The 21,436-nt window shown below is 74.4% G+C and carries 14 protein-coding genes; 6 read left to right on the forward strand and 8 right to left on the reverse strand.

The window, feature by feature from the left end; all coding sequences use genetic code 11:
• Positions 1-40: 40 nt before the first annotated feature.
• Positions 41-1,486, reverse strand: a complete 1,446-nt coding sequence (locus ABGA99_RS04080) for a SpoIIE family protein phosphatase (RefSeq protein WP_347582162.1) — start codon at positions 1,484-1,486, stop codon at positions 41-43.
• A 287-nt stretch (positions 1,487-1,773) separates the two neighbouring features.
• On the opposite strand from ABGA99_RS04080, the gene ABGA99_RS04085 reads away from it, so the two are divergent.
• From ABGA99_RS04085 to ABGA99_RS04105, 5 genes are all read left to right on the forward strand, one after another.
• Positions 1,774-3,192 carry a HEAT repeat domain-containing protein gene (locus ABGA99_RS04085; protein WP_347577024.1) on the forward strand — a complete coding sequence of 473 codons (1,419 nt, stop codon included), beginning with the start codon at positions 1,774-1,776 and terminating at the stop codon, positions 3,190-3,192.
• A 50-nt stretch (positions 3,193-3,242) separates the two neighbouring features.
• Positions 3,243-6,863, forward strand: a complete 3,621-nt coding sequence (locus tag ABGA99_RS04090) for a hydantoinase B/oxoprolinase family protein (RefSeq protein ID WP_347582163.1) — start codon at positions 3,243-3,245, stop codon at positions 6,861-6,863.
• A gap of 84 nt (positions 6,864-6,947) precedes the next feature.
• Positions 6,948-8,495, forward strand: a complete 1,548-nt coding sequence (locus ABGA99_RS04095; RefSeq protein ID WP_347577048.1) for a hypothetical protein — start codon at positions 6,948-6,950, stop codon at positions 8,493-8,495.
• A complete protein-coding gene (locus ABGA99_RS04100) occupies positions 8,492-9,391 on the forward strand; it encodes a hypothetical protein (RefSeq protein WP_347577026.1) in 900 nt (299 codons plus the stop codon). The genes ABGA99_RS04095 and ABGA99_RS04100 overlap by 4 nt, the downstream gene beginning before the upstream one ends.
• A 38-nt stretch (positions 9,392-9,429) precedes the next feature.
• Positions 9,430-14,463 carry a hypothetical protein gene (locus ABGA99_RS04105; protein ID WP_347582164.1) on the forward strand — a complete coding sequence of 1,678 codons (5,034 nt, stop codon included), beginning with the start codon at positions 9,430-9,432 and terminating at the stop codon, positions 14,461-14,463.
• Positions 14,464-14,500: 37 nt separating this feature from the next.
• Here ABGA99_RS04105 and ABGA99_RS04110 read toward each other — a convergent pair whose 3' ends face one another.
• The 3 genes from ABGA99_RS04110 to ABGA99_RS04120 all read right to left on the reverse strand — a co-directional run bounded on the left by ABGA99_RS04110 (position 14,501) and on the right by ABGA99_RS04120 (position 16,880).
• Complete coding sequence (locus tag ABGA99_RS04110) at positions 14,501-15,157, reverse strand: hypothetical protein (RefSeq protein ID WP_347579124.1); 657 nt, start codon at positions 15,155-15,157, stop codon at positions 14,501-14,503.
• Positions 15,158-15,173: 16 nt separating this feature from the next.
• Positions 15,174-16,340 carry an L-histidine N(alpha)-methyltransferase gene (locus tag ABGA99_RS04115; RefSeq protein ID WP_347579125.1) on the reverse strand — a complete coding sequence of 389 codons (1,167 nt, stop codon included), beginning with the start codon at positions 16,338-16,340 and terminating at the stop codon, positions 15,174-15,176.
• 150 nt (positions 16,341-16,490) lie between these two features.
• Positions 16,491-16,880 carry a hypothetical protein gene (locus tag ABGA99_RS04120; RefSeq protein ID WP_347579126.1) on the reverse strand — a complete coding sequence of 130 codons (390 nt, stop codon included), beginning with the start codon at positions 16,878-16,880 and terminating at the stop codon, positions 16,491-16,493.
• Positions 16,881-17,052: 172 nt separating this feature from the next.
• Here ABGA99_RS04120 and ABGA99_RS04125 point away from each other — a divergent pair, with 172 nt between their 5' ends.
• Complete coding sequence (locus ABGA99_RS04125; RefSeq protein ID WP_347579127.1) at positions 17,053-17,475, forward strand: roadblock/LC7 domain-containing protein; 423 nt, start codon at positions 17,053-17,055, stop codon at positions 17,473-17,475.
• Between the two features lie 31 nt (positions 17,476-17,506).
• On the opposite strand, the gene glpK is transcribed toward ABGA99_RS04125, so the two are convergent.
• From glpK to ABGA99_RS04145, 4 genes are all read right to left on the reverse strand, one after another.
• The gene (gene glpK / locus ABGA99_RS04130) at positions 17,507-19,027 is read right to left on the reverse strand and encodes a glycerol kinase GlpK (RefSeq protein ID WP_347582165.1); all 1,521 of its coding nucleotides are present in this window, start codon (positions 19,025-19,027) and stop codon (positions 17,507-17,509) included.
• Between the two features lie 15 nt (positions 19,028-19,042).
• Entirely contained in the window at positions 19,043-19,777 is a 735-nt protein-coding gene (locus ABGA99_RS04135) for an MIP/aquaporin family protein (protein ID WP_347579129.1), read from the reverse strand.
• A gap of 306 nt (positions 19,778-20,083) precedes the next feature.
• Positions 20,084-20,881, reverse strand: a complete 798-nt coding sequence (locus ABGA99_RS04140; RefSeq protein WP_347579130.1) for an RNA pseudouridine synthase — start codon at positions 20,879-20,881, stop codon at positions 20,084-20,086.
• Positions 20,882-20,910: 29 nt separating this feature from the next.
• The gene (locus ABGA99_RS04145) at positions 20,911-21,405 is read right to left on the reverse strand and encodes an RNA methyltransferase (RefSeq protein WP_347579131.1); all 495 of its coding nucleotides are present in this window, start codon (positions 21,403-21,405) and stop codon (positions 20,911-20,913) included.
• Positions 21,406-21,436: the final 31 nt, after the last annotated feature.

Raw genomic sequence — 21,436 nt, forward strand, 5'->3', positions numbered from 1 at the left:
CGGGTGGGGAGTGACGGGCCGGGCCGCCGGGCGCGGTGGCTCAGCCCGTCACCTTGGCCACGAGCACGCAGGCGTCGTCCCCGCGGCGTCCGCCGCCGAACTCCTCGACGACGGCGCGCAGGCAGTGCTGCGCACCGGGTGCGGCGGCGAACCGCGGGGCGAGCGCGAGCAGCCGCTCGCGGGCCGGTTCCGGGCTGCGGGCGCCGAGGCCCGCGGTGTGCAGCAGGAGCAGGTCGCCGGGCCGTAACTCCTCGCTGACCTGCGCGTACGACGTGTCCGCCGTGGCGCCCAGCAGCACGCCGTCGGGGGCGGTCAGGGGACGGCCGGTGCCGTCGCGGAAGAGCAGCGGCGGGACGTGCGCGGCGCGGGCCCAGTGCAGCGTGCGCGCCGCCGGGTCGTAGCGGCAGCAGACCGTGCCGACGAGCACGGGCTGCGCCGACACCTCCAGCAGCTCGTTGGCCCGGGCGAGGAGCGTGGCCGGCTCCGTACCGCCGAGGGCCATGCCGCGCAGGGCGCCGAGGAGCATCGTCATCCCGGCGGCGGCCGGGACGCCGCGGCCGGCGACGTCGCCGACGCCGAGGAGGGTGTGGCCGCCGGGCAGCGGCAGCGCGTCGTACCAGACGCCGCTGACAGGGGTGTCGGCGGCGGCCGGAAAGTGATGTCCGGCCACGGTCAGCGCGGCGGCGCTGCGGGCCGGCAGGTCCGCGGCCCCGCGGCGCGGCGGCAGCACCGACTCGTGCAGCTCCCGGGCGATGCGCCGCTCGGCGTGCGCGAAGTGCCGCTCACGCTGAAGGGCGGACTCCGACTCCCGCACCGTCTGGCGGCTGCGGCGCAGCTCGGTGACGTCGCGTACGACCGTCCACATCGACTCGGTCGCGCCCCCGGCATCCAGGACGGGCTCGCCGACGACGTGCAGGGTGCGGGGGGCGCCGTCCGGGCGGCGGATGCGGAACTCGCCGTCGATCGGCTTGCCGTCGACCAGGCAGTCCGTGACCATCGCCGTCAGCCGCGGCTGGTCGGCGGGGTCGAACCAGGACGGCAGATCGTCCAGCGACAGGGGGCCGTCGCCGGGGTCCCTGCCGAAGATGTCGAAGAGGTCGTCCGACCAGTCGACGATGTCCGAAAGCAGATGCCACTCCGCACTGCCGACCCGGCTCCGCGGCCGGCCCGGCGGATCCGCCGCGGACTCCCCTTCCGGTCCATCGCCCCCGGCGCGGTCCCCGCCGACAACGTGACCCGCGTACAACTGCCCGAGCTGCACCGTCAGGCAGTCGAGCTGCCGCGCGGCGAGATCGCACAGCGCGCGCTGCCAGCGCAGCTCGGCCTCCTCGGCGTCCCCCGCGGCGGCGATCGTCTCCCGCCGTACCGCCTCCAGGCTGCCGCGCAGCCGGGCGATCTGGCCGAGGAGGGTGGCCACGGCGCTGGGCTCGGGCTGCTGCGGTGCGTGCGGGCCCGCGGCGCGGGGGAGTCGTGAGGCGGCGGCCATGGCGTGATCTCCGATACCTTCCGGCCCGGGCTCCGGCGTCGTTGCCGGCCTGCGGTTCGCCGTTACGACTGTGGCACAGGCGGCGACGCTGCGTAAGGTGTTTCACGAGACCCAAGCAGATGCGTATGGCATATGCCCTTCGGCCGGTTCACAAGCGCACTTCACCCGGTCTCCCCACTCCAGTAAGCTGCCGCGGCAATGGAGCCGGCAGCCGGTCGGTGGCCCGGTCTGTCCGTTCCGCGGAAAATTCCGTTGCCAGCGGTCCCACCACCCCGGATGCTGACGTCATGTTCGAGCCAGCCATAGCGCCCAGCGGCACCCTCCTCGGCCTCCTCCAGCGAGGCCGGGGCGACGGGACCCTGCACGCACTCGCCGCGCCCAGGGCAGAAGCCCTCCAGGCGCTGTACGAGTGCGTGATCGACGACCCCAGGCACGACTGGCAGGTGGAGAACCGCTCGCTCTATTACGCCCGGCTCTACCTGGAGCTGGACGCCCCCGTGGACGCCCTCGCCGACCACCTCTTCGCCCCCGACGACGTGCTGCGCCCCGACGAGCAGCGCACCGGGCTCACCCTCTCCGTCCTCGGCCACCTCGCCTCGTACGGCCGCGACGACGCCCTGAAGCTCCTGCGCCGCTACGCCGCGGCCGGCGGCTGCTGGCAGTGGGCCCTGGACGAGCTTGCGCTGCGTGACGACGACGCCGGGCTGCGCGCCCTCGCCCCGCACGTGCTGGCCCGCTTCCCGCGCACCCCCGAGGGCGAGCGCGAGCTGGCCGAGGAGATGTGCGGCGCGTTCGAGCCCCGGCCCTGGCGGCTGTGGGCCGAGGACCCCGAGCTGGGCGCCCGGGTGCGCGCGGCGCAGGAGCAGGAGAGCTTCGACCGCTGGCAGCGCCAGCTCCGCTCCCGCGGCCCGCGGCCCGGCTGGAGCGTCGCCGAGATCCTCCAGTGGGCACAGGACGGCCTGGAGCAGTACCCGGCGCAGCCCCGGCACGCCGCCGCGGCCCGCTGCCTCGCCGCCGTCGCCGGGCCCGAGGACCGGCCGGAACTGCTCGCCGCCGCCCGCGCCGGCGGCGACGGCGCCCGGGCCGCCGCCGTCGCGCACCTCGCGGCGACCGGCGACCCCGAGACGTACGGCCTCATCGAAGCCGCCGCCTGCGGGCCGTCCGAAACCCTCGCCGAGGCCGCGCTCGCCACCTTCGGCCGGATGTGCTCCACCGGCGCCCTCGGCACCGCCCGCCGCTGGGCGGCCCGCGACGACGCGCTCGGCACCGCCGCCGGGGTGATGCTCGCCCGCCGCGGCGCCGCGCGCGACGCCCGTGCCGTACGGGCCGTGCTGCTGCGCCGCGTGCGCGACGGGGGTCCTGACGCGCCGGAGTTGTGCGATCTGGTCGCCGGCGCGGGACGGCTGGTGATCGCCTCCGCCGCCCCCGTGCTGCGGCACATCTACCGCGAGACGGGCAGCTCGCAGCTCCGCGGCGTCACCGCCCGCGCGCTGGCCGCCACCGACCCGTCGTTCCCCGCCTCCTTCGCCGTCGAATGCCTGTGGGACTGCGAGGACACCACCCGCGAGATCGGCGCCCGGCACGCGGAGACCGCCGATGCCCGGGTCGTCGCCCGGCTGCGCAGCCTCGCCGCCGACCCGGCGGAGGACGGCGATGTGCAGAGCACCGTGCGCACCCGGATCACCCCCGACGGCGCCCCCGGCTGACCCCCGTCACGCGTCCTTCACAAACGGTTGCGGCCTGCGACAATGGCCGAATGACGGCGCGCTGGCAGTTCTGGATCGACCGCGGCGGCACGTTCACCGACGTGGTGGGCAGACGACCGGACGGCGCCCTCGTCGCCCGCAAGCTGCTCTCGCACGACCCGGGGCGCTACGGCGCCCACGACGACGCGGCGGTCGCGGGCGTGCGGCTGCTGCTCGGCCTCGGCCCCGACGAGCCGGTGCCCGCGGAGCGCGTCGAGGTGGTCAAGATGGGCACCACCGTCGCCACCAACGCACTCCTCGAACGGAAGGGCGAGCCGACGGTCCTCGTCGTCACCGAGGGGTTCCGGGACGCGCTGCGGATCGCGTACCAGAACCGGCCGCTGCTCTTCGAGCGGCGCATCCTCAAGCCCGAGGCGCTGTACGAGCGGGTGATCGAGGTGCCCGAGCGCGTCGGCGCCCACGGCGAGGTCGTGCGCGCGCTGGACCTCGGCGCCGCGCGGGTCGCGCTGGCGGAGGCGTACCGCGACGGATACCGCAGCGTGGCCGTCGTCCTCGTGCACGGCTACCGCTACGCGGCGCACGAGCGGGCCGTCGCCGAGGAGGCCCGCCGGGAGGGCTTCACGCAGATCAGTTGCGGCCACGAGGTCAGCCCGCTGATGAAGCTCGTGCCGCGCGGCGACACCACCGTCGTCGACGCCTATCTGTCGCCGATCCTCCGCCGCTACGTCGACCGTGTGGCCGGCGAGCTGCCCGGCATCCGGCTGCAGTTCATGCAGTCCAACGGCGGCCTGCGCGAGGCCACCCGCTTCCGCGGCAAGGACGCCGTGCTCTCCGGGCCCGCGGGCGGGGTCGTCGGCATGGTCCGCTCCTCGGGGGAGGCGGGCCACGACCGCGTCATCGGCTTCGACATGGGCGGCACGTCCACCGACGTGTCGCACTACGCGGGCGAGTTCGAGCGCGACTTCGACACGCGGGTGGCGGGTGTACGGATGCGCGCGCCGATGCTCAGCATCCACACCGTGGCCGCAGGAGGCGGCTCCATCCTGCACTTCGACGGCCGCCGCTACCGGGTCGGCCCCGACTCCGCGGGCGCCGTCCCCGGGCCCGCCTGCTACCGCCGCGGCGGGCCGCTGACCGTCACCGACGCCAACGTCATGCTCGGCCGCGTCCAGCCGCGGCACTTCCCCGCCGTCTTCGGCCCCGGCGGCGACCGGCCCCTCGACGGCGAGGCGGTGCGGCGGGCGTTCACCGAGCTGGCCGAGACGTCCGCCGCGGCCACCGGCGACCGGCGCTCGCCCGAGGAGGTCGCGGCCGGGTTCCTCGACATCGCCGTGCTCAACATGGCCAACGCGGTCAAGAAGATCTCCGTGCAGCGCGGCCACGACGTCACCCGCTACGCGCTCACCAGCTTCGGCGGTGCCGGCGGCCAGCACGCCTGCGCGGTCGCCGACGTGCTCGGCATCTCCACCGTCGTCGTCCCGCCGCACCCGGGCGTGCTCTCCGCGTACGGCATCGGGGTCGCCGCGGCGACGGCCATGCGGGAGCAGGCCGTGGAGGCGGAGCTGACCGGGGAGTCGATGCCGCGGATCCGGCAGGTCTGCGCGGAACTGGCCGAGCGGGCCGCGGCGGACCTCACGGACGAGGGCATTCCGGCCGCGGCGGTCGGCACCGCCGCGCGGGTGCACCTGCGCTACGCGGGCACCGACTCGGCAATCGCCGTGCCGCTCGCGGCGGAGGCGGAGATGCGGGCGGAGTTCACCGCCGTGCACCGCAGGCGGTTCGCGTTCACGATGGACAAGCCGATCGTCGCCGAGGCGGCGTCCGTCGAGGCCGCCGCCGAGCAGGCCGCGACCACGCGGGAGGAGGTCGGCGGGGCAGCGCGTACCGGAGGCGGGCCTGAACCGACCGACAGCGTACGGATCTTCACCGACGGGCAGTGGTGCGAGGCCGGGCTGTTCCAGCGCGCGGAGCTGCGCGCCGACGACACCGTCACCGGACCCGCGATCCTCGCCGAGGAGGGCTCCACCACCGTCGTCGACCCCGGCTGGCAGGCCGCCGTGCACCACCGCGGCCATCTCACGCTCACCCGCGTCCGGCCGCGGCCCGCGACGCAGGCGGTCGGGACGGGCGTCGATCCCGTGATGCTGGAGGTCTTCAACAGCCTCTTCATGGCGATCGCCGAACAGATGGGCGTACGGCTGGAAAGCACCGCCCACTCCGTCAACATCAAGGAACGGCTCGACTTCTCCTGCGCCCTGTTCGACGCCGAGGGCAACCTGATCTCCAACGCGCCCCACATGCCCGTGCACCTGGGGTCGATGGGGGAGTCCATCAAGGAGGTGCTGCGGCGCAACCGGGACGGGGGCCACGGGCTGCGGCAGGGTGACGTCTACGCGATCAACGACCCGTACCACGGCGGCACCCACCTGCCCGACGTCACCGTCGTCACGCCCGTCTTCGACGACGCGGGGCGACAACTCCTGTTCCTCGTCGCCTCCCGCGGCCACCACGCCGAGATCGGCGGCATCACTCCCGGATCGATGCCCGCGTTCAGCCGCACCATCCAGGAGGAGGGCGTCCTCTTCGACAACTGGCTGCTGGTCCGCGACGGCGAGCTGCGCGAGACCGAGACGCGCCGGCTGCTGACCTCCGGCCCGTACCCCTCGCGGGCGCCCGACGCCAACCTCGCCGACCTGCGCGCCCAGATCGCCGCCAACAACAAGGGCATCGACGAACTGCGCCGCATGATCGGCATGTTCGGCCTGGACGTCGTCCGCGCCTACATGGGGCACGTACAGGACAACGCCGAGGAGTCCGTGCGGCGCGTGATCGCCGCCCTGGGGGACGGCACCTACCGCTACGAGACCGACGCCGGCGCGGCCATCGAGGTCGCCGTGCGCGTCGACCGCGACGCGCGCAGCGCGGTGGTCGACTTCACCGGCACCTCGCCGCAGCAGCCCGGCAACGCCAACGCGCCCAGCTCGGTCGTCATGGCCGCCGTGCTCTACGTCTTCCGCACCCTGGTCGCCGAGGACATCCCCCTCAACAGCGGCTGCCTGAAGCCCCTGGACGTGCGCATCCCGCCCGGCTCGATGCTGGCGCCGGAGTTCCCCGCGGCCACCGTCGCCGGGAACGTCGAGACCTCCCAGGCCGTGACGGGCGCGCTGTACGCGGCGCTCGGCGTACAGGCCGAGGGCTCCGGGACGATGAACAACGTCACCTTCGGCAATGACAAGGCGCAGTACTACGAAACCGTCGCCTCCGGCTCCGGCGCCGGCGACGGCTTCCCCGGCGCGGACGTCGTGCAGACCCACATGACCAACTCCCGCCTCACCGACCCCGAAGTGCTGGAGTGGCGCTATCCGGTGCGCGTCGAGGAGTTCGCCGTACGGGACGGCAGCGGCGGCCGGGGCCGCTGGGAGGGCGGCCGCGGTGCGGTGCGGCGCATCCGGTTCCTGGAGCCGATGACGGTGACGCTGCTGACCGGCCACCGGCGGGTGGCCCCGTACGGCATGGCGGGTGGCGCCCCGGGCGCACTCGGCCGCAACGCCATCGAGCGCGCGGACGGCACGGTGGAGCCGCTGGCGGGCTGCGACACGGTGGCGGCGGACGCGGGGGACGCGCTGGTGGTCGAGACCCCGGGAGGCGGCGGCTACGGCGAACCGGAGTGAGCGAACGCAGGCGCCGCTCGCCGGATCCGGCCGCCCTCCCGGCCCGCCGTCCGGGCCGGAGGCCGGTGCGTGCCGTTTCGGCTGATGTCGGTGGCACCGCCTAATCTGTCCGTCGTGACTGCTCCGACCACCGCGACGCCCGCCGCCGGCGCGCCGCGGCCCGCTCCGGGACCGGCCGCCGACGAGGGGCTGGCCCGCCGGCTGCGCGCCCTGGCGTGCACGGCTCCGCTGCACGACCTGGACGCCCGCAAGGCGATGCTCGCGGGCGAGTTCGGGGTGTACGCGATGGCGGAAGTGGCCCTCTCCGCCATCGATCTGGTCACGCTGCAGATGGACTTCGACACCGGCGCCGAGCCCGACGAGGTCATCGCCCGGCTGCTGCCGCGCGTCGCCGCCCAGGCGCCGCTGCGCCCGCGCGCCGAGCACGAGCGGGTGGCGCACTGGGTGCTGGACAGCCTCGTCAACGTCGGCAGCGTCGACCGCGGCTTCCGCGCCGTGTACGGCACCTTCGGCCACGACGGCGCGTACGTGCGCAGGGAGTACGACTTCAAGCTCCTCGAAGAGGTCCCCGGACCCGGGGGCGCCGTCTATCTGCGCACCACGGACGAGGCGGTCAACGTGCTGGTGGGCGCGCTCGACACCGACGTCACCAGCGCGCAGATCGCCGCCGAGGTCAAGCTCGAAGTCCTCATCAGCCGAGGCCGGCTCGCCGACGCCCAGCTCGCCGCCGAGCAGGCCCGCTACCGCACCGTGCAGTACGCCGAGACACTGCGCCGCGCCCTGGAGGCCACCCGGCGCAACGTGCGCGCGGTCGACTGGCTCCAGACCGTGCCGGCGATGATCGACGAGGCGCTGGACCACGTCGCCGACCGGTACCGGCACGAGAACGCCATCCTCACCAACATCCGCCGCGCCCGCGACGAAGCCGAGGACCCCGACCACAAGCGCCGCGCGGCCGAGCTGGTCGACATCGTCAAGGACTGCATCCGCCGCCACACCCAGCTCCAGAGCCGGCTGCTGGACGCCGGTCCGCTGTTCCGCGCCGAGCAGGACCGGCAGGCGTTCGCGCCGCCCGCCGCCCGCACCGGAGTCGACCTCTACGGCCAGCTCCTCGCGCCCGTGCTGCCGCTGCCCGTCTCCGCCGCCCACCGCGTCACCGACGCCTTCTTCGCCCGCGGCACCGGGCTGCGCGCCCCGCACGCCGTGCGCCTCGCGGATCTCGCCGAGCTGCTGCTCACGCCTCCGCTGGAACGGGCCCACCTGGGCGCCGAGATGCCCGAGCCGGATCTCGTCGCCACCCCGGACGACAGCCGGTTCAGCGAGGAGCAGCTCGCCGCCGCGGGCGAGCTGCTCGACCTGCCGCCGGACGCCCCGCGCCGGCTGTCCGGTCTGCTCGCCGACGCCCGCCAGCGCGACCCCGAGCTGCCCTATCTGGTCGCCCTCCTCGCGGTGCACGCAGCGGGCCCGGCCGTGGGGACGGCGTACCGGCAGGGTGACGAGCGGCTGTTGTTCGCCGTGGACGACGGGACGCAGATGGAGGACGCCGAGTTCGGCGGCGCGGACCTCATCGTCGGCACGGCACTGCTGGACGCCGCCGGGATGGCGGCAGGCCGAACGGAGGCAGCCTCGTGACCCCCGACCCCGCGACCGTACCCGGGGCCGCCGCCGCGGCCGGGAGCACCGAAGGGCACCCGCCCGCGGTCACCCCGGCCGACGCCGCCGACGCGGCCCGCCTGGTCTCCTTCGGCCTGCAGCCCAAGCTGCTGCCCGCCCGTGACCTGGAGTACGCCGAACTGCTCCGCCGCTACCGGGAAGAACCCCCCTTCGCCCGCCTCGCCGACGCCGTCGCCACCGGCCTCGGCCTCGTCGTGCTGGAGGTCTCGACCCGTACCGGCATGGCCGTCACGGCCGCCGAGGACTCCGTCTTCGCCGTCCGCATGGGCGACTACGCCCGCCGCGCCGCCACCGACTCCGCCGACCGCTTCCTGCACGGCCTGGCCCATCTCGCCGTCGCCGCCATGGCGTTCCCGCGCCCCGAGGACCTGGCCGACGACGGCTACATCGGCCGCGTCAGCGTCAACGGCGTCGACGCCTTCGTCCGCCAGGCGTGCCGCCGCCTGGAGGAGCGCGCCGAGGAGGCCGGCGAGAACACCGACCCCGCCGAGGGCGAACGCGGCCTGGAGGCCGCCTGGCGGGTGTACGCGCGCCGCAGCGCCACCGGCGCCACGAAGGACGCCCGCCGGCTCGCCGGCTCCACCACCGGCATCATCGGCAAGGCCATGGCGTTCCTCACCGACTCCGGCTTCCTCCAGCGCACGTCGGACGACGCGGGTGGCACGTATCGCACCACCGCCCGCTATCAGTTGCAGGTGCGGGACATGGCGGGCAGCGCGGCCATGTCCGAGCTGCTGGAGCTGGGCGTCGTGCCCGTCGCCGACGGCAGCGCAAGCCTGGTGCCCGCCGCCGACGACGCCGAGCCCGCCGGCGGCGCGCTGCCGTTCTTCCCCAGCCAGCACGAGCGGGCCTGACGGCCGGTCGAGACGTCACGAGCGAAGGCCGCAATCGCATGTACGAGCTGTCCCGCATCCGCCTCTACTCCATCGGACCCGCCGGTGCGCGGTACGCCGACACCGTGCTCGACCTGCGCGGCGTCGGCGGCGAGGTGCCCCATCCTGCGCCCGCCCAGGGCGACTTCTTCGCCGCCGAGCCCACGGGACCGCCGCGCCGGCCCGCGCCCGCGGGCGTGCTCTTCCTGGAGAACGGCGGCGGCAAGTCCGTCCTGCTGAAGCTGATCTTCTCCGTGATGCTGCCCGGCCACCGCAACACCCTGGGCGGCGCCAGCTCCGGCGTGCTGCGCAAGTTCCTGCTGGCCGACGACACCGGGCACGTCGCCCTGGAGTGGCAGCACACCGTCACCGGCGAGCAGATCGTCGTCGGCAAGGTGAGCGAGTGGCGCGGCCGGCAGGTCTCCGGCGACCCGCGGAAGTTCGCGGAGGCGTGGTATTCGTTCCGCCCCGGGCCCGGGATGGGCCTGGACGCGCTGCCCGTCGCCGAGTCCGCCGCGGTGCGCCCCGCCGCCGAGGGCGCCTCGGGCGCGCGCGGGCGGCGCCGCACGATGAAGGGCTTCCGGGACGTACTGACCGAGGCCGGCAAGGCGTACCCGCACCTGGACGTGGCGTGGGAGGAGATCCACGAGCGGTGGAACGAGCACCTGACGCGCCTCGGTCTCGACCCCGAACTCTTCCGCTACCAGCGGGAGATGAACGCCGACGAGGGCGAGGCCGCCGGCCTCTTCGCGGTGAAGAACGACTCCGACTTCACCCACCTGCTGCTCCGCGCCGTCACCGACACCCGCGACACCGACGGCCTCGCCGACCTCGTCCACGGCTTCGCGCACAAGCTGGGCCGCCGCGCGGAACTGACCGCCGAACGCGACTTCACCGCCGGTTCCCTGGACCTCCTGGAATACATCGTCGCGGGTGCGGAGCAGCGCGCCCGCGCCCGCGACATCCTCGGCGGCGCCGAGCGCCGGGCCCGGGCGCTCGGCGCGCGGCTCACGGCGCGGGCCGACGCGGAGCGCGCGCGGGCGGCGGAGCTGGCCGGGCAGGAGCGGACGGCCGGGGAACGGGTCACGGCGGCGGAGTCGTCCCGGCGCGGCAGCGAACTGATCGCCGCGGAGTTGGCGTACCGGCACGCGTCGCTGGCCCTGGCCGCCGCGGAGAAGAGCGCCGCGGGCAAGCGCCGCGAGCTGACCGACGCCCGTACGCTGCACGCCGCCTGGCAGGCCGCCGAGGCGGTGCTGCGGCACCGCGCCGCCGCCGACCGCGCGGCGCGCGTCTCCGTCGCCATCCGCGAGGCCGAGCGCGACGCCGCCCCGGCGCTGGCCGCCCGCGCGACGGCGGCCACCGCGCTCGTACGCGCGCTGCACGCCGCCGCCCGCGACGGCGAGACGCTGGCGGCGGAGCAGGAGGAGCGTTCGGCCCTCCTCCAGCAGGAGTCGGAGACGGCGCACGCGGACGCGGTCGCCGCCGCCACGCGCGCGCAGCGTGCCCGTAGCGAGACCGACCACCTGCGCCAGCGGCTCGCGGAGGTCGAGCAGGAGACGGCAGAGGCGGTACGGGCCGGCTGGCTCGACACCGACCCCGCCGCCCCCGACACCGACCCCGCCCGCGCGGCCCTCGTCGCCGGCGACGCCGAGAAGGCGGCGGTCGCCGCCTGGGACGAGGCCCGCGAGTCCGCCCGCACGGCGACGGACCACGCCCGTGAGACGGCGGCGGCCCTGACCCGCGCGGAGCTGGCGGCGGCCCGCGCGACCGACGCGGCACAGGCGGCGGACGCGGCGTACGACACGGAGTGCCGCGCGGCGGAGTCGCTGGCGGGGGAGCGGCGGCTGGTGGAGCTGCTGGGCCTGCCGGAGGCCGACGAGGAGGTGGCCTTCGGGCGGCCCGGCCGGGGCGCCGCGGGAGACGGGACGGCGGGCGGCGGCGACGCCCCGGAGGGCGGGAGCGGATCCGGTCCGCGCCGTGCTCGCGCGGCCGGTGGAGCGCGGGCCGGCTCCGATGCGCCCGGGCGCGGCCGGATCCACCGGCCGTTCCCGCACGAGGGCCCGGAGCAGCGTGCGCTGAGCGCCGTGGAGTTCGACCGGGCGGCCGACGAGCTGCGCACGCTGCTCGACGCGCGGGTCACGGAGGACGAGCGGCGGCTGTTCGACCTGCGCACCGCCGCCGGGGACGACGCCCGGATCCTCGCCGCGCTCGGCGACGGCGGGCTGCTGCCGCCCGGGCCGGACGTGCTGGCCGTCGTGGACTGCCTCGGCGAGCACGGCATCCCCGCGCTGCCCGGCTGGCGGTACCTCGCGCAGGCCATCGACCCGGCCGACCACGCCGCCGTGCTCGACGCCCGCCCGGAACTGGTCGACGGCGTCGTCATCACCGACCCGGACACGCACGCCCGCGCCCGCGAGGTGCTGCGCGAAGCGGCGCTGCTGCCCCGCTCGGCCCTGGCCGTGGGCACGGCCGCCGCGCTGCTGGCGCCACCGCCCACCGGGGAGCGCGACGGCGGCGTCTTCCTCGTGCCGCCCAACCCGGCCATGCACGACGAGCGTGCCGCCGACGACGAACGCCACGCCCTGCGCGCCCGCGCCGCCGACCGCGACGAGCAGATCCGCGGCCTGGCCGCCCGCCTCGCCGGCGACCGGACGCTGGCGGCCCGGCTGGCCTCGTGGCGTACGGGCTGCCCCGCCGGCCGCCTTGCGGAACTGTCAGTCGCCGCGGAGTCGGCCCGTACGGCATCGGCCGCGGCGGACGAGGCGCTGACCCGCGCCCGCGCCGAGGCCGAGGACGCCGCGGCCGCCGCCGAGGAGACCACCCGGGCCCGCGAGGAGCGCCAGGAGCAGGCCCAGCGCGCCCGCCGCAGCGCCGACGCCCTCGCGGGCCTGGCCCACCGCCTCCGCGAACGCTCCGGCTGGCAGGCCGGCCTCCGCGAACTCGCCGACGAGGCCCTGGAGTACGAAACCCGGGCCGCCGACTGCACCACCCGTGCCCGCGCCGCCGACGAGGACCGCCGCGACGCCCAGCGCGCCGCGGACGACGCCCGCCGTACCGCCCGCGCCCTGCGCGCGGAGCGCGCGGAGATCGCGGGCGTGGCGGAGGAGCTGGAGGCCGAGGTGGCCGACGAGGCGGCGGAGGCGGGCGGGAACCCGCGGCCCGGGGCGCTCCAGGGGCCGGGCGCGACGGCAGCGGACGACGGCACGGGTGCCGGGAGCGGGTCCGACGCCGGACGCGTGGACGCGGCCGCGTCCCGCCCGGCGGGTGCTCGCACCGATGCCGCCTCCGGCTCCGCCGACGCATCCGACCCCGCAGCCGACGCCCCCGCCGCCCGCCCCGAGGGCAGCGCCCGGCGCCGGGCCCGGCTCGCCCGGGCCGCCGCCGCGGACGCGGCCCGCGCCTCGCTGCCCGCGCTGCGGGAGGCCTACCGGGCCGCGTCCCAGGTCTACGAGAAGGTCGGCGTCGGGGCCGATCTCCGGGCCGAGCAGGCGCGGGCCGAGAGTGAGGAGTCCGCCGCGCTGGCGGAGTTGAACCGGCTGAGCAACAAGGTCCGTACCCGCGCCGCCACGCTGCTCGCCGGGCCGGACGGCGCCGACGCGCCGTCGCGGCAGGCCGCCGCCGCCCGCGCCGAGTCCCTCGTGCACCTGCTGGAGTCCCGCTCCGCCGCCGCCAGCGAAACCCTGGGGCGGCTGCGCGGGGACGCGGAACGGCTCGCGCCGGCGGCCGGCGAGGCGCACACCGAACTGCCCGGCGACCTCGTGCCGGACGGCGCCGAGCAGGCCCAGGCGCTGCTGCGGGCCGCCGCCGCCACCGCCGCCGAGCGCGCCGACGAACTCGCCGCCGCCACTGAGGCCCACGCCGAGCTGCGCCGCGCCTGCGCCGCCGCCGAGGACGCCGCCGGCGCCTTCGCCGAGACCGCCGCCATGCTGCGCGACCTGCTCCGTGGGCCCGCCGCGGGCGAGGAGCAGGACGACGCGGCCGAGGCGGAGCCCTTCCCCGGCGGGCTGGACGGCGCCCGGCAGGCCGCCGCCGAGTCCCGCCGTTCGCTGCGCGGCTGCGCCGCGGATCTGGCCACCGCCGAGTCCGCCCTGCGCGAGGCGTGCGACGTCCTCGTACGGCACGCCAACTCCACCCGCTACGAACAGGTCCGCACCCCCGCCCGGCAGCAGATCCGCGAACTGCCCGCCGCCGCCCTCCCGGAGCACGCCGCGGCCTGGGCCGCGGCCTTCGCGCCCCGGCTGCGCGTCCTCACCGACGAGCTGGCGCAGTTGGAGCGCAACCGCGACGGCATCGTCGACCGGCTGCGCGGCCTGGTCGAATCCGGTCTCGCCACGCTGCGCGCCGCGCAGCGGCTGTCGCGGCTGCCGGAGGGGCTGGGGGAGTGGTCCGGGCAGGAGTTCCTGCGTATCCGCTTCGAGGACCCCGACCAGGCGACCCTCTCCGAGCGCCTGGGCGAGGTCATCGACGAGGCCACGCGCGCTGCCGTGCGCAAGAACAGCGACCTGCGCCGCGACGGCACGACCCTGCTGCTGCGCGGCGTGGACGCCGCGATGGAGCCCAAGGGCGTGGCGGTGGAGATCCTCAAGCCGGACGCGGTGCTGCGCGCGGAGCGGGTGCCGGTCGGGCAGATGGGCGACGTGTTCTCCGGCGGCCAGTTGCTCACCGCCGCCATCGCGCTGTACTGCACGATGGCCGCCCTCCGCGGCAACGACCGCGGCGACGACCGGCACCACCACGCGGGCACGCTCTTCCTCGACAATCCCATCGGCCGGGCCAACGCCACGTACCTGCTGGAGCTGCAACGCGCCGTCGCCGACGCCCTGGGCGTGCAGCTCCTCTACACCACGGGCCTGTTCGACACCACGGCGCTCGCGGAGTTCCCCCTCGTGATCCGGTTGCGCAACGACGCGGACCTGCGCGCGGGCCTCAAGTACATCACCGTCGAGGAGCACCTGCGCCCGGGACTGCCGGCCCAGCGGGACGGAGAAGAGCCCTCGGTCGGTGAGGTGACGGCGACCCGCATCTTCCGCCGCCCCCCGCCCGCGGCGACGTAGCTGCGGGGCCTTCGGGTACGGAGCCGCCGGGCCGCACTCAGCGGCCGGGCTCCACCGCCCGCCCCGTCCCCCGGTCCCCGGCCAGCGCCTCGACCACCTCGGGCTTGTCCCGGTACCGCGTGCGCAGCAGCTCCTCGATCGCGCCCCGCAGGCGGCGGGTCTCGTCCAGGTGCCCGCCGTCGCGGTGCAGGTCGCGGTCGATGCGCAACAGCTCCGGTCCGTCCGCCTCCACGACGAAGCTGCGCAGCTCCGCCAGGTCCAGGCGGCGGTTGAACTCCCGTACCGCGTCCCGCCACTTGTGCAGCAGCGCCAGCAGCTCCTGGTGCTCCCGCCCGGCCAGCACGCCGGAGACCAGCGTCGCGTCGGTCGCGGACAGTACGGGCCGCGGGAAGACCCGGTGCACCGGGCGGGCCGGGTCGAGGGGCGCGAAGCGCGGGTCGTCGAGGATCGCGGTGTTCTTCACCAGCTCCTCGGCGAGTGCGCGCAGCGTCTGCTTCTCCCGGTCCCGGGCCGCGGCCCGCCGCTCCGCGATCACCCCGCTCATCGCCGCGAGGATCGCCGGCACCTGGATCGCCGGCTCCCACCGGCCGCCGTCCGAGGCGCGCACCAGCCAGGCGACGCACAGCCCGAGGGCGACGACGAGCGCGGTGGCCGTGAACACCCCGTAGAACGCGCTCCGTGACGGACGCACCATTCCCCGCGCGCCCCGCTCAGCCGAACGGGTTCGGGGCGGGGACCTCCGCCGGAGCCTCGTCGGCCGCCTCCGCCACGGGGCGCAGCAGCACCAGGTCCATGCCGAAGCCCGTCTCGCCGAACCCGGAGTGCAGGCCGGAGCTGGTCCGGGTCACCTCCGCGGCCCCGGCGTCGGCGAGCAGCTTGTCGAGCCCCGCCGCCGCGTACTTGCGGGTGGTCAGGAGGCGGATGGTGTCCCCGTCGGGGAACTCCACGCCGCTGCGGTCGGGCAGGGTGAGGAGCACCTGCTCGCCGGTGCGGTTGCGGTAGACGACCTTGACCTTCAGCGCCCGGTCGTCCTCGACCGACGGCTCGTAGGTGACGCTGGCCATGTCGATGTGCAGGTCGGTGTACTCCATGATCGCGCTGGTGACGAACTCGGCGAAGCGCGGGCTCGACCGGTACTCGCGGGCGGCCTCCTGCGCGGCGTCGTCGTCCAGCGTGGCGGAGCGGGCGACCTCCAGCAGGAACCGGTCCTGCGGCCGCAGCAGGCTGCCGGTCAGCATCGTCAGCAGCCCGGTGTCGTCGGTGAAGTTGGCCAGCGTGTTGCCCAGCAGCGAGTACAGCACCGGCTCGTCGCCGACGAGGTGCTCCACCAGCCGGCGCAGTTCGCGCACGCTGCGTACGTTCGCGAAGTCGAGCTGCACCGGTACGACCCCGCCCATCGGCAGATCGAGGTGGCGCAGCGCCTCCCGCTGTCCGAGCCGCAGCATCTCGGGGCTGACGTCCACGGGGACGTACGTCAGCGCACCGGGCTCCCGGCCGCGGCGCAGCCGGTCCAGGATCGTCTGGTCCTTCTGCCCGGTGCCGGTGCCCAGGCTCACGTAGTGGCGCGGCACGCCGTCGAGTTCGCCGGCCACCTGCCGCCAGCGCTGCGCGAAGGACTCGATGCTCTCCCGCATCACCGGATAGAACAGATCCGAACAGGCGTGTACCCACGCCATGGTCGAGGCGACGCCCCAGTACGAGAACCCGGACGAGATGTACTTCCCGTCGCCCGTCTCGGAGTAAGGCTCCCGCAGTGCGCTGCTCATCTGGGAGAACTTCTGCGACTGGTCCTCGCCGACCACGCAGAGGGACCAGGGGGAATCCCACCCGGACAGTGCGGCCTCAAGGCGGTGAAGCCCCCCGTTGCCTGTGGTCATACGAAATGGCCGCCCTATGAATAAGTTCCGACTCCTGCTGGTAGAACCGTAGTTGGCGGATGCAACGACAACAAGCCGAAACGGACCGGGGCGGCTGTCTTCGGCCGCCGCGGGGGAGCGCGGCCGCGCGGGCGGCCGCCGGCGGTGCGGTCAGACCCCCGCCGGTACCGCTCCGGGCGGCCGGTCCCGCTGCGTACGGCGGCCGCCGCGGCGCTCCCTGCGGGCGCGGCGGGCCGCGCTGCTGGGGCGCGACTCCACCCCGTACCGCTGCTTCCACACCTGCCGTGTCACCCACACGTCCAGCACGCCCCAGGTCGCGACCACGGTGCTCACGACCGTGCTCAGCAGCAGCGGAAAGGCGGGCCACGACCCGCTCACGGTGAACAGCAGGGCCGCCATCGCCTGGCTCAGGGTCACGGCCACGATGATCACGGCGCGTACGGCCGCCGTCCGCACCGGGTCCGGAAGCCTCGGTGTGCCGACCGGCTCCTCGACCCAGAGCGGCGATTCGGGGCGCCGCAGCTCCTCCTCCGCAGCCATCAGTTCCTCTCCCGCTCGACTGCCGGGTGCCCGGGGTCACTGCCCCGCACGCGGGGTGACGAAAGCCCCGGGTACCCATGTTCACACGTTCCGATGTGTCAACGTTCGAAGGGGGCTACGAGTTGCCGGGGCGACGGTAGTAGGCTGCGCCGACTGGGGAAGGGACGCGGGCATGGTTGTGCAGGGTGGGAACAGACGGCACCCGGCGGGGAGCCGGTTGAACTGGCTGCTCGACGATCTGGTGGGGCGGCTGGCGAGCGTACGGATGGCGCTGGTGCTGTCCTCCGACGGGCTGCCGATGAGCGTCTCCGAGGACGTGAGCAGGGAGGACTCCGAGCATCTGGCGGCGGTCGCCTCCGGCATCCACGGCCTGGCCAAGGGCGTGGGCACGCACTTCGAGGCGGGGTCCGTACGGCAGACGCTCGTGGAGCTGGACGACGCATTCCTCTTCGTCACCGCGGCGGGCGACGGCAGTTGCCTCGCGGTGATGGCGGCGTCGGACGCCGACATCGGGCAGATCGCGTACGAGATGACGCTGCTGGTCAAGCGGGTCGGTGAGCATCTGGCGGCGGCGCCGCGGGGCAGCCGGTCCTGACGGCGGACGGCCGCGCCGCGGCGCCGCGGCGTCAGCCGGCTCCGTCCTCCCGGTCGTCCTGCCAGCCGAAGCTGCGCTCGACGGCCTTGCGCCAGTTGCGGTACTCGCGGTCCCGCGTGCCCTCGTCCATGCGCGGCGTCCACTCGGTGTCGCGCTTCCAGTGGGACCGCAGTTCGTCCTGGTCCTGCCACACGCCCGTGGCCAGGCCCGCGGCGTAGGCGGCGCCGAGACACGTGGTCTCGGAGATCACCGGCCGCATCACGGGCACGCCGAGGACGTCCGCCTGGTGCTGCATCAGCAGATTGTTGGCGGTCATCCCTCCGTCCACCTTCAGGTCCGTCAGCCGTACCCCCGAGTCCTGGTACATCGCGTCCACGACCTCGCGGGTCTGCCAGCTCGTCGCCTCCAGCACGGCGCGCGCCAGGTGTGCCTTGGTGACGTACCTCGTCAGGCCGGTGACGACGCCGCGCGCGTCACCGCGCCAGTAAGGGGCGAACAGCCCGGAGAACGCCGGGACGATGTACGCGCCGCCGTTGTCGTCGACGCTCGCCGCCAGCGTCTCGATCTCCTCGGCGGCGGAGATGATGCCGAGCTGGTCCCGGAACCACTGCACCAGCGCCCCGGTGATGGCGATGGACCCCTCCAGGCAGTAGACGGGCGCCTCGCCGCCGATCTGGTAGCCCATGGTGGTCAGCAGCCCGTTCTTCGACGGCACCGGCCGGGTACCGGTGTTGAGCAGCAGGAAGCTGCCCGTGCCGTAGGTGTTCTTGGCCTCGCCGACGCCGTAGCAGGTCTGGCCGAAGATCGCCGCCTGCTGGTCGCCGAGCGCGGAGGCCACGGGCACGCCGTCGAGCTGGCCGGTGCACGTGCCGTAGACCTCGGCGGACGAGCGGATCTCCGGCAGTATCGCGGCCGGGAGGTTCATGGCCGACAGGATCGACGGGTCCCACTGATGGGTCTCGATGTTCATCAGCATGGTGCGGGAGGCGTTGGTGACGTCGGTGACGTGGACGCCCCCGTCCGCGCCGCCGGTGAGGTTGTAGATCAGCCAGGAGTCGACGGTGCCGAAGGCGATCTCGCCGTTCTCGGCACGGCGGCGCAGCCCCGGCACGTTGTCGAGCAGCCAGGCGGCCTTGGGTCCGGAGAAGTAGCTGGCGAGCGGCAGCCCGGTACGGTCGCGGAAGCGGTCCTGGCCGTCGTCGCCGCCGAGTTCGCTGCACAGGGCCGCGGTGCGGGTGTCCTGCCAGACGATGGCGTTGTGCACCGGCTTGCCGGTGGCCCGGTCCCACAGCACGGTCGTTTCGCGCTGGTTGGTGATGCCGACGGCACTGAGCTCGTCGGCTCGCAGCCCCGCCTTGGCCAGCGCCCCGGCCACCACGGCCTGGGTCTTGGCCCAGATCTCGGTGGCGTCGTGCTCCACCCAGCCGGGCCGGGGGAAGATCTGGCGGTGCTCGCGCTGGTCGACGGCGACGATGCCGCCGTTCTGGTCGAAGACGATGCAGCGGCTCGATGTGGTGCCCTGGTCGATGGCGGCGACGTACTTGTCCGTCATGACGTCCCCTTGCTGCTAGAAGGCGAGTTTGTAGATCAGCGCGCTCAGCACGCCGCCGATCAGCGGCCCGGCCACGGGTATCCAGGCGTAGTTCCACTCGCTGGTGCCCTTGTGGGGAATGGGCAGCAGCGCATGGGCGATACGGGGGCCCAGGTCGCGGGCGGGGTTGATGGCGTAGCCCGTGGGGCCGCCGAGCGACAGGCCGATGCCGACGACGAGCAGTGCGACGACGAGCACCTGGGTGCCGGACTCGGCCAGCCCCTCGGTGAGGCCGAAGGCGAGGATCGGCAGCACGAGGCCGACGGTGGCGATGATCTCGGTGACGAGGTTCTGCCACGGGTGGTATATCTCCGGGCGGGTGGAGAAGATGCCGAGCGTCTCGATGGACGTCTCACGGTTCGCGTTGCGCGCGAACTGGCCGTAGTAGACGAGCCAGGCGAGCACGGCGCCGATGAGCGCGCCGAGCATCTGCGAGACGATGTACAGCGGCACCTTCCCCCAGTTCTCGTTGCTCTCGACGGCGACGCCGAGGGTCACGGCCGGGTTGATGTGCCCGCCGGACAGCGGCGCGGCGGTGTACGCGCCGGCCAGCACGGCGAAGCCCCACCCGAAGGCGATGACGACCCAGCCGGACGCTTTGGCCTTTGATTTCTCCAGGGTGACGGCGGCGCAGACGCCCGCGCCGAACAGGATGAGAATGGCGGTGCCGATCACTTCACCGGCAAAGATGTCCCCATTGGGATAGTCCACTGCGGCTCCTCGATCAACCACCGGGATCGCGGTCCCGGCCGAGACGAAGGGTGCGTTCTTCCCTGGCTGTTGCCATGACGTCGAGCGCCGGCAGGGGAGGGAGGTGCACACCCCGACCGGCGTCGCTGCGAGCGCGCGTCAGCGAGGCGTATCGCCGGTGGGAGGCAGAGCGGCGGGGGCCGTCGTGCGGCGATGCCCGACTGACATCCGGCAGTGTTCACCTGCGCTGATGGACCGTCAAGACACTGGACACGACGGCCTCATATGTATTTTCGACACCGCTGGTCCGGGGCCGGACCGCGCACGTCACGCCGGGCGGAGGAGCCTCGCGCCGTCGCGTAGCAGGCGGTCGATCCCGTCGGCGGAGAGGGCGCCGGCCAGCGGCTCCCAGAAGCCGGCGTCCGGCTCGGCCACCACGTCGACGCGGCTGCCGTCGCGCCAGGAGGCGTCGAAGCCCAGCCGCCAGGAGTGCAGATGCGTCCGCAGGCCGGCCGCCGCGGCGGCCTTGTCGAAGAGGGGGTCGCCCAGGATCGGGTGGCCGATCCAGGCGAGGTGGACGCGGATCTGATGCCGTCTGCCGGTGACGGGACGGGCGATGAGCACCGAGTGCTCACCGTCGCTCCAGAGCGTCCGGAAACGGGTGGTCGACGGGTAGTTCTTCCCGTCGAGGACGTCGTCATCCGCGACCCACCAGCGGCCTTCCGCTTCGTCGCACCGGATCGCCTCGCGCGCCGCGGCGATACGCACCCTGTTCTTCCGCCCGATGCCGAGCGGCAGCTCGATCGTGCCCCGGTCGGGCAGGCCGGTGGTCGCGGTGACGACCAGATACGCCTTGTCGACCGTCCGCTTGTTGAACTGCCGGGTCAGGCCGCCGTGCGTGGCCAGGTCCTTGGCGAAGAGGATGACGCCGGAGGTGACCTTGTCGACGCGATGGGCCGGATAGAGCTGTTCTCCCGCCTCCGCGGCCAACTCCACGAGATCGGTTCCGTGCCGCTCGCCCATCACGGAAATCCCGGCGGGTTTGTTCAGGACCAGGACCGACTCGTCCTCCAGCAGCACGGAAGGGTCGCGGACTTCCCGCCAACTGGGCACCGTCATCTGCATGTCTCTCATCGAATTCGGGCGGTTCCGGATCAGCCTTCGGGATACTGCTTGCAGTACTCGTAGAGCGCCATCGCCGTCGCGGTCGCGACATTGTAGCTGTGCGGCATTCCCCAGACGGGAATCTCGACGCAGTCGTCGACGAACTTCAACTCCTCCTCGGTGAGGCCGAGCCGCTCGTTTCCGACGGCGAGGGCCGTTTTCCGGGGGAAGGAAAAGCTGTGCAGATTGTGCGAGTTGGTCGTCTGCTCCAGGCCGACGACCCGGTAGCCGGCCGCGCGGAGATCCCTCAGCACCGGGGGGAGGGTCCGGCGGACCTCGATCGTGACGTGGTCCGTGCTGTCCCGCGCGACGTCGGGGTCGACTTTCGCGTTACCGCACGCGATGACTCTGGTGATTCCGCAGCATCCCGCGGTGCGGACGATGCTGGACAGATTGGCGCGGGTGCGAAGCGGAGCACAGGCCACGACGATTTCGCGCTCTCTGACGAGCGTGGCCGGCGGCCGATGCCGAATGTGGTCGAACATAATCGGCCCAGTCTACAAGGGCGGACCCTGT

This window comes from Streptomyces sp. B5E4 (assembly GCF_039871555.1).
Taxonomy (GTDB): Bacteria; Actinomycetota; Actinomycetes; order Streptomycetales; family Streptomycetaceae; genus Streptomyces.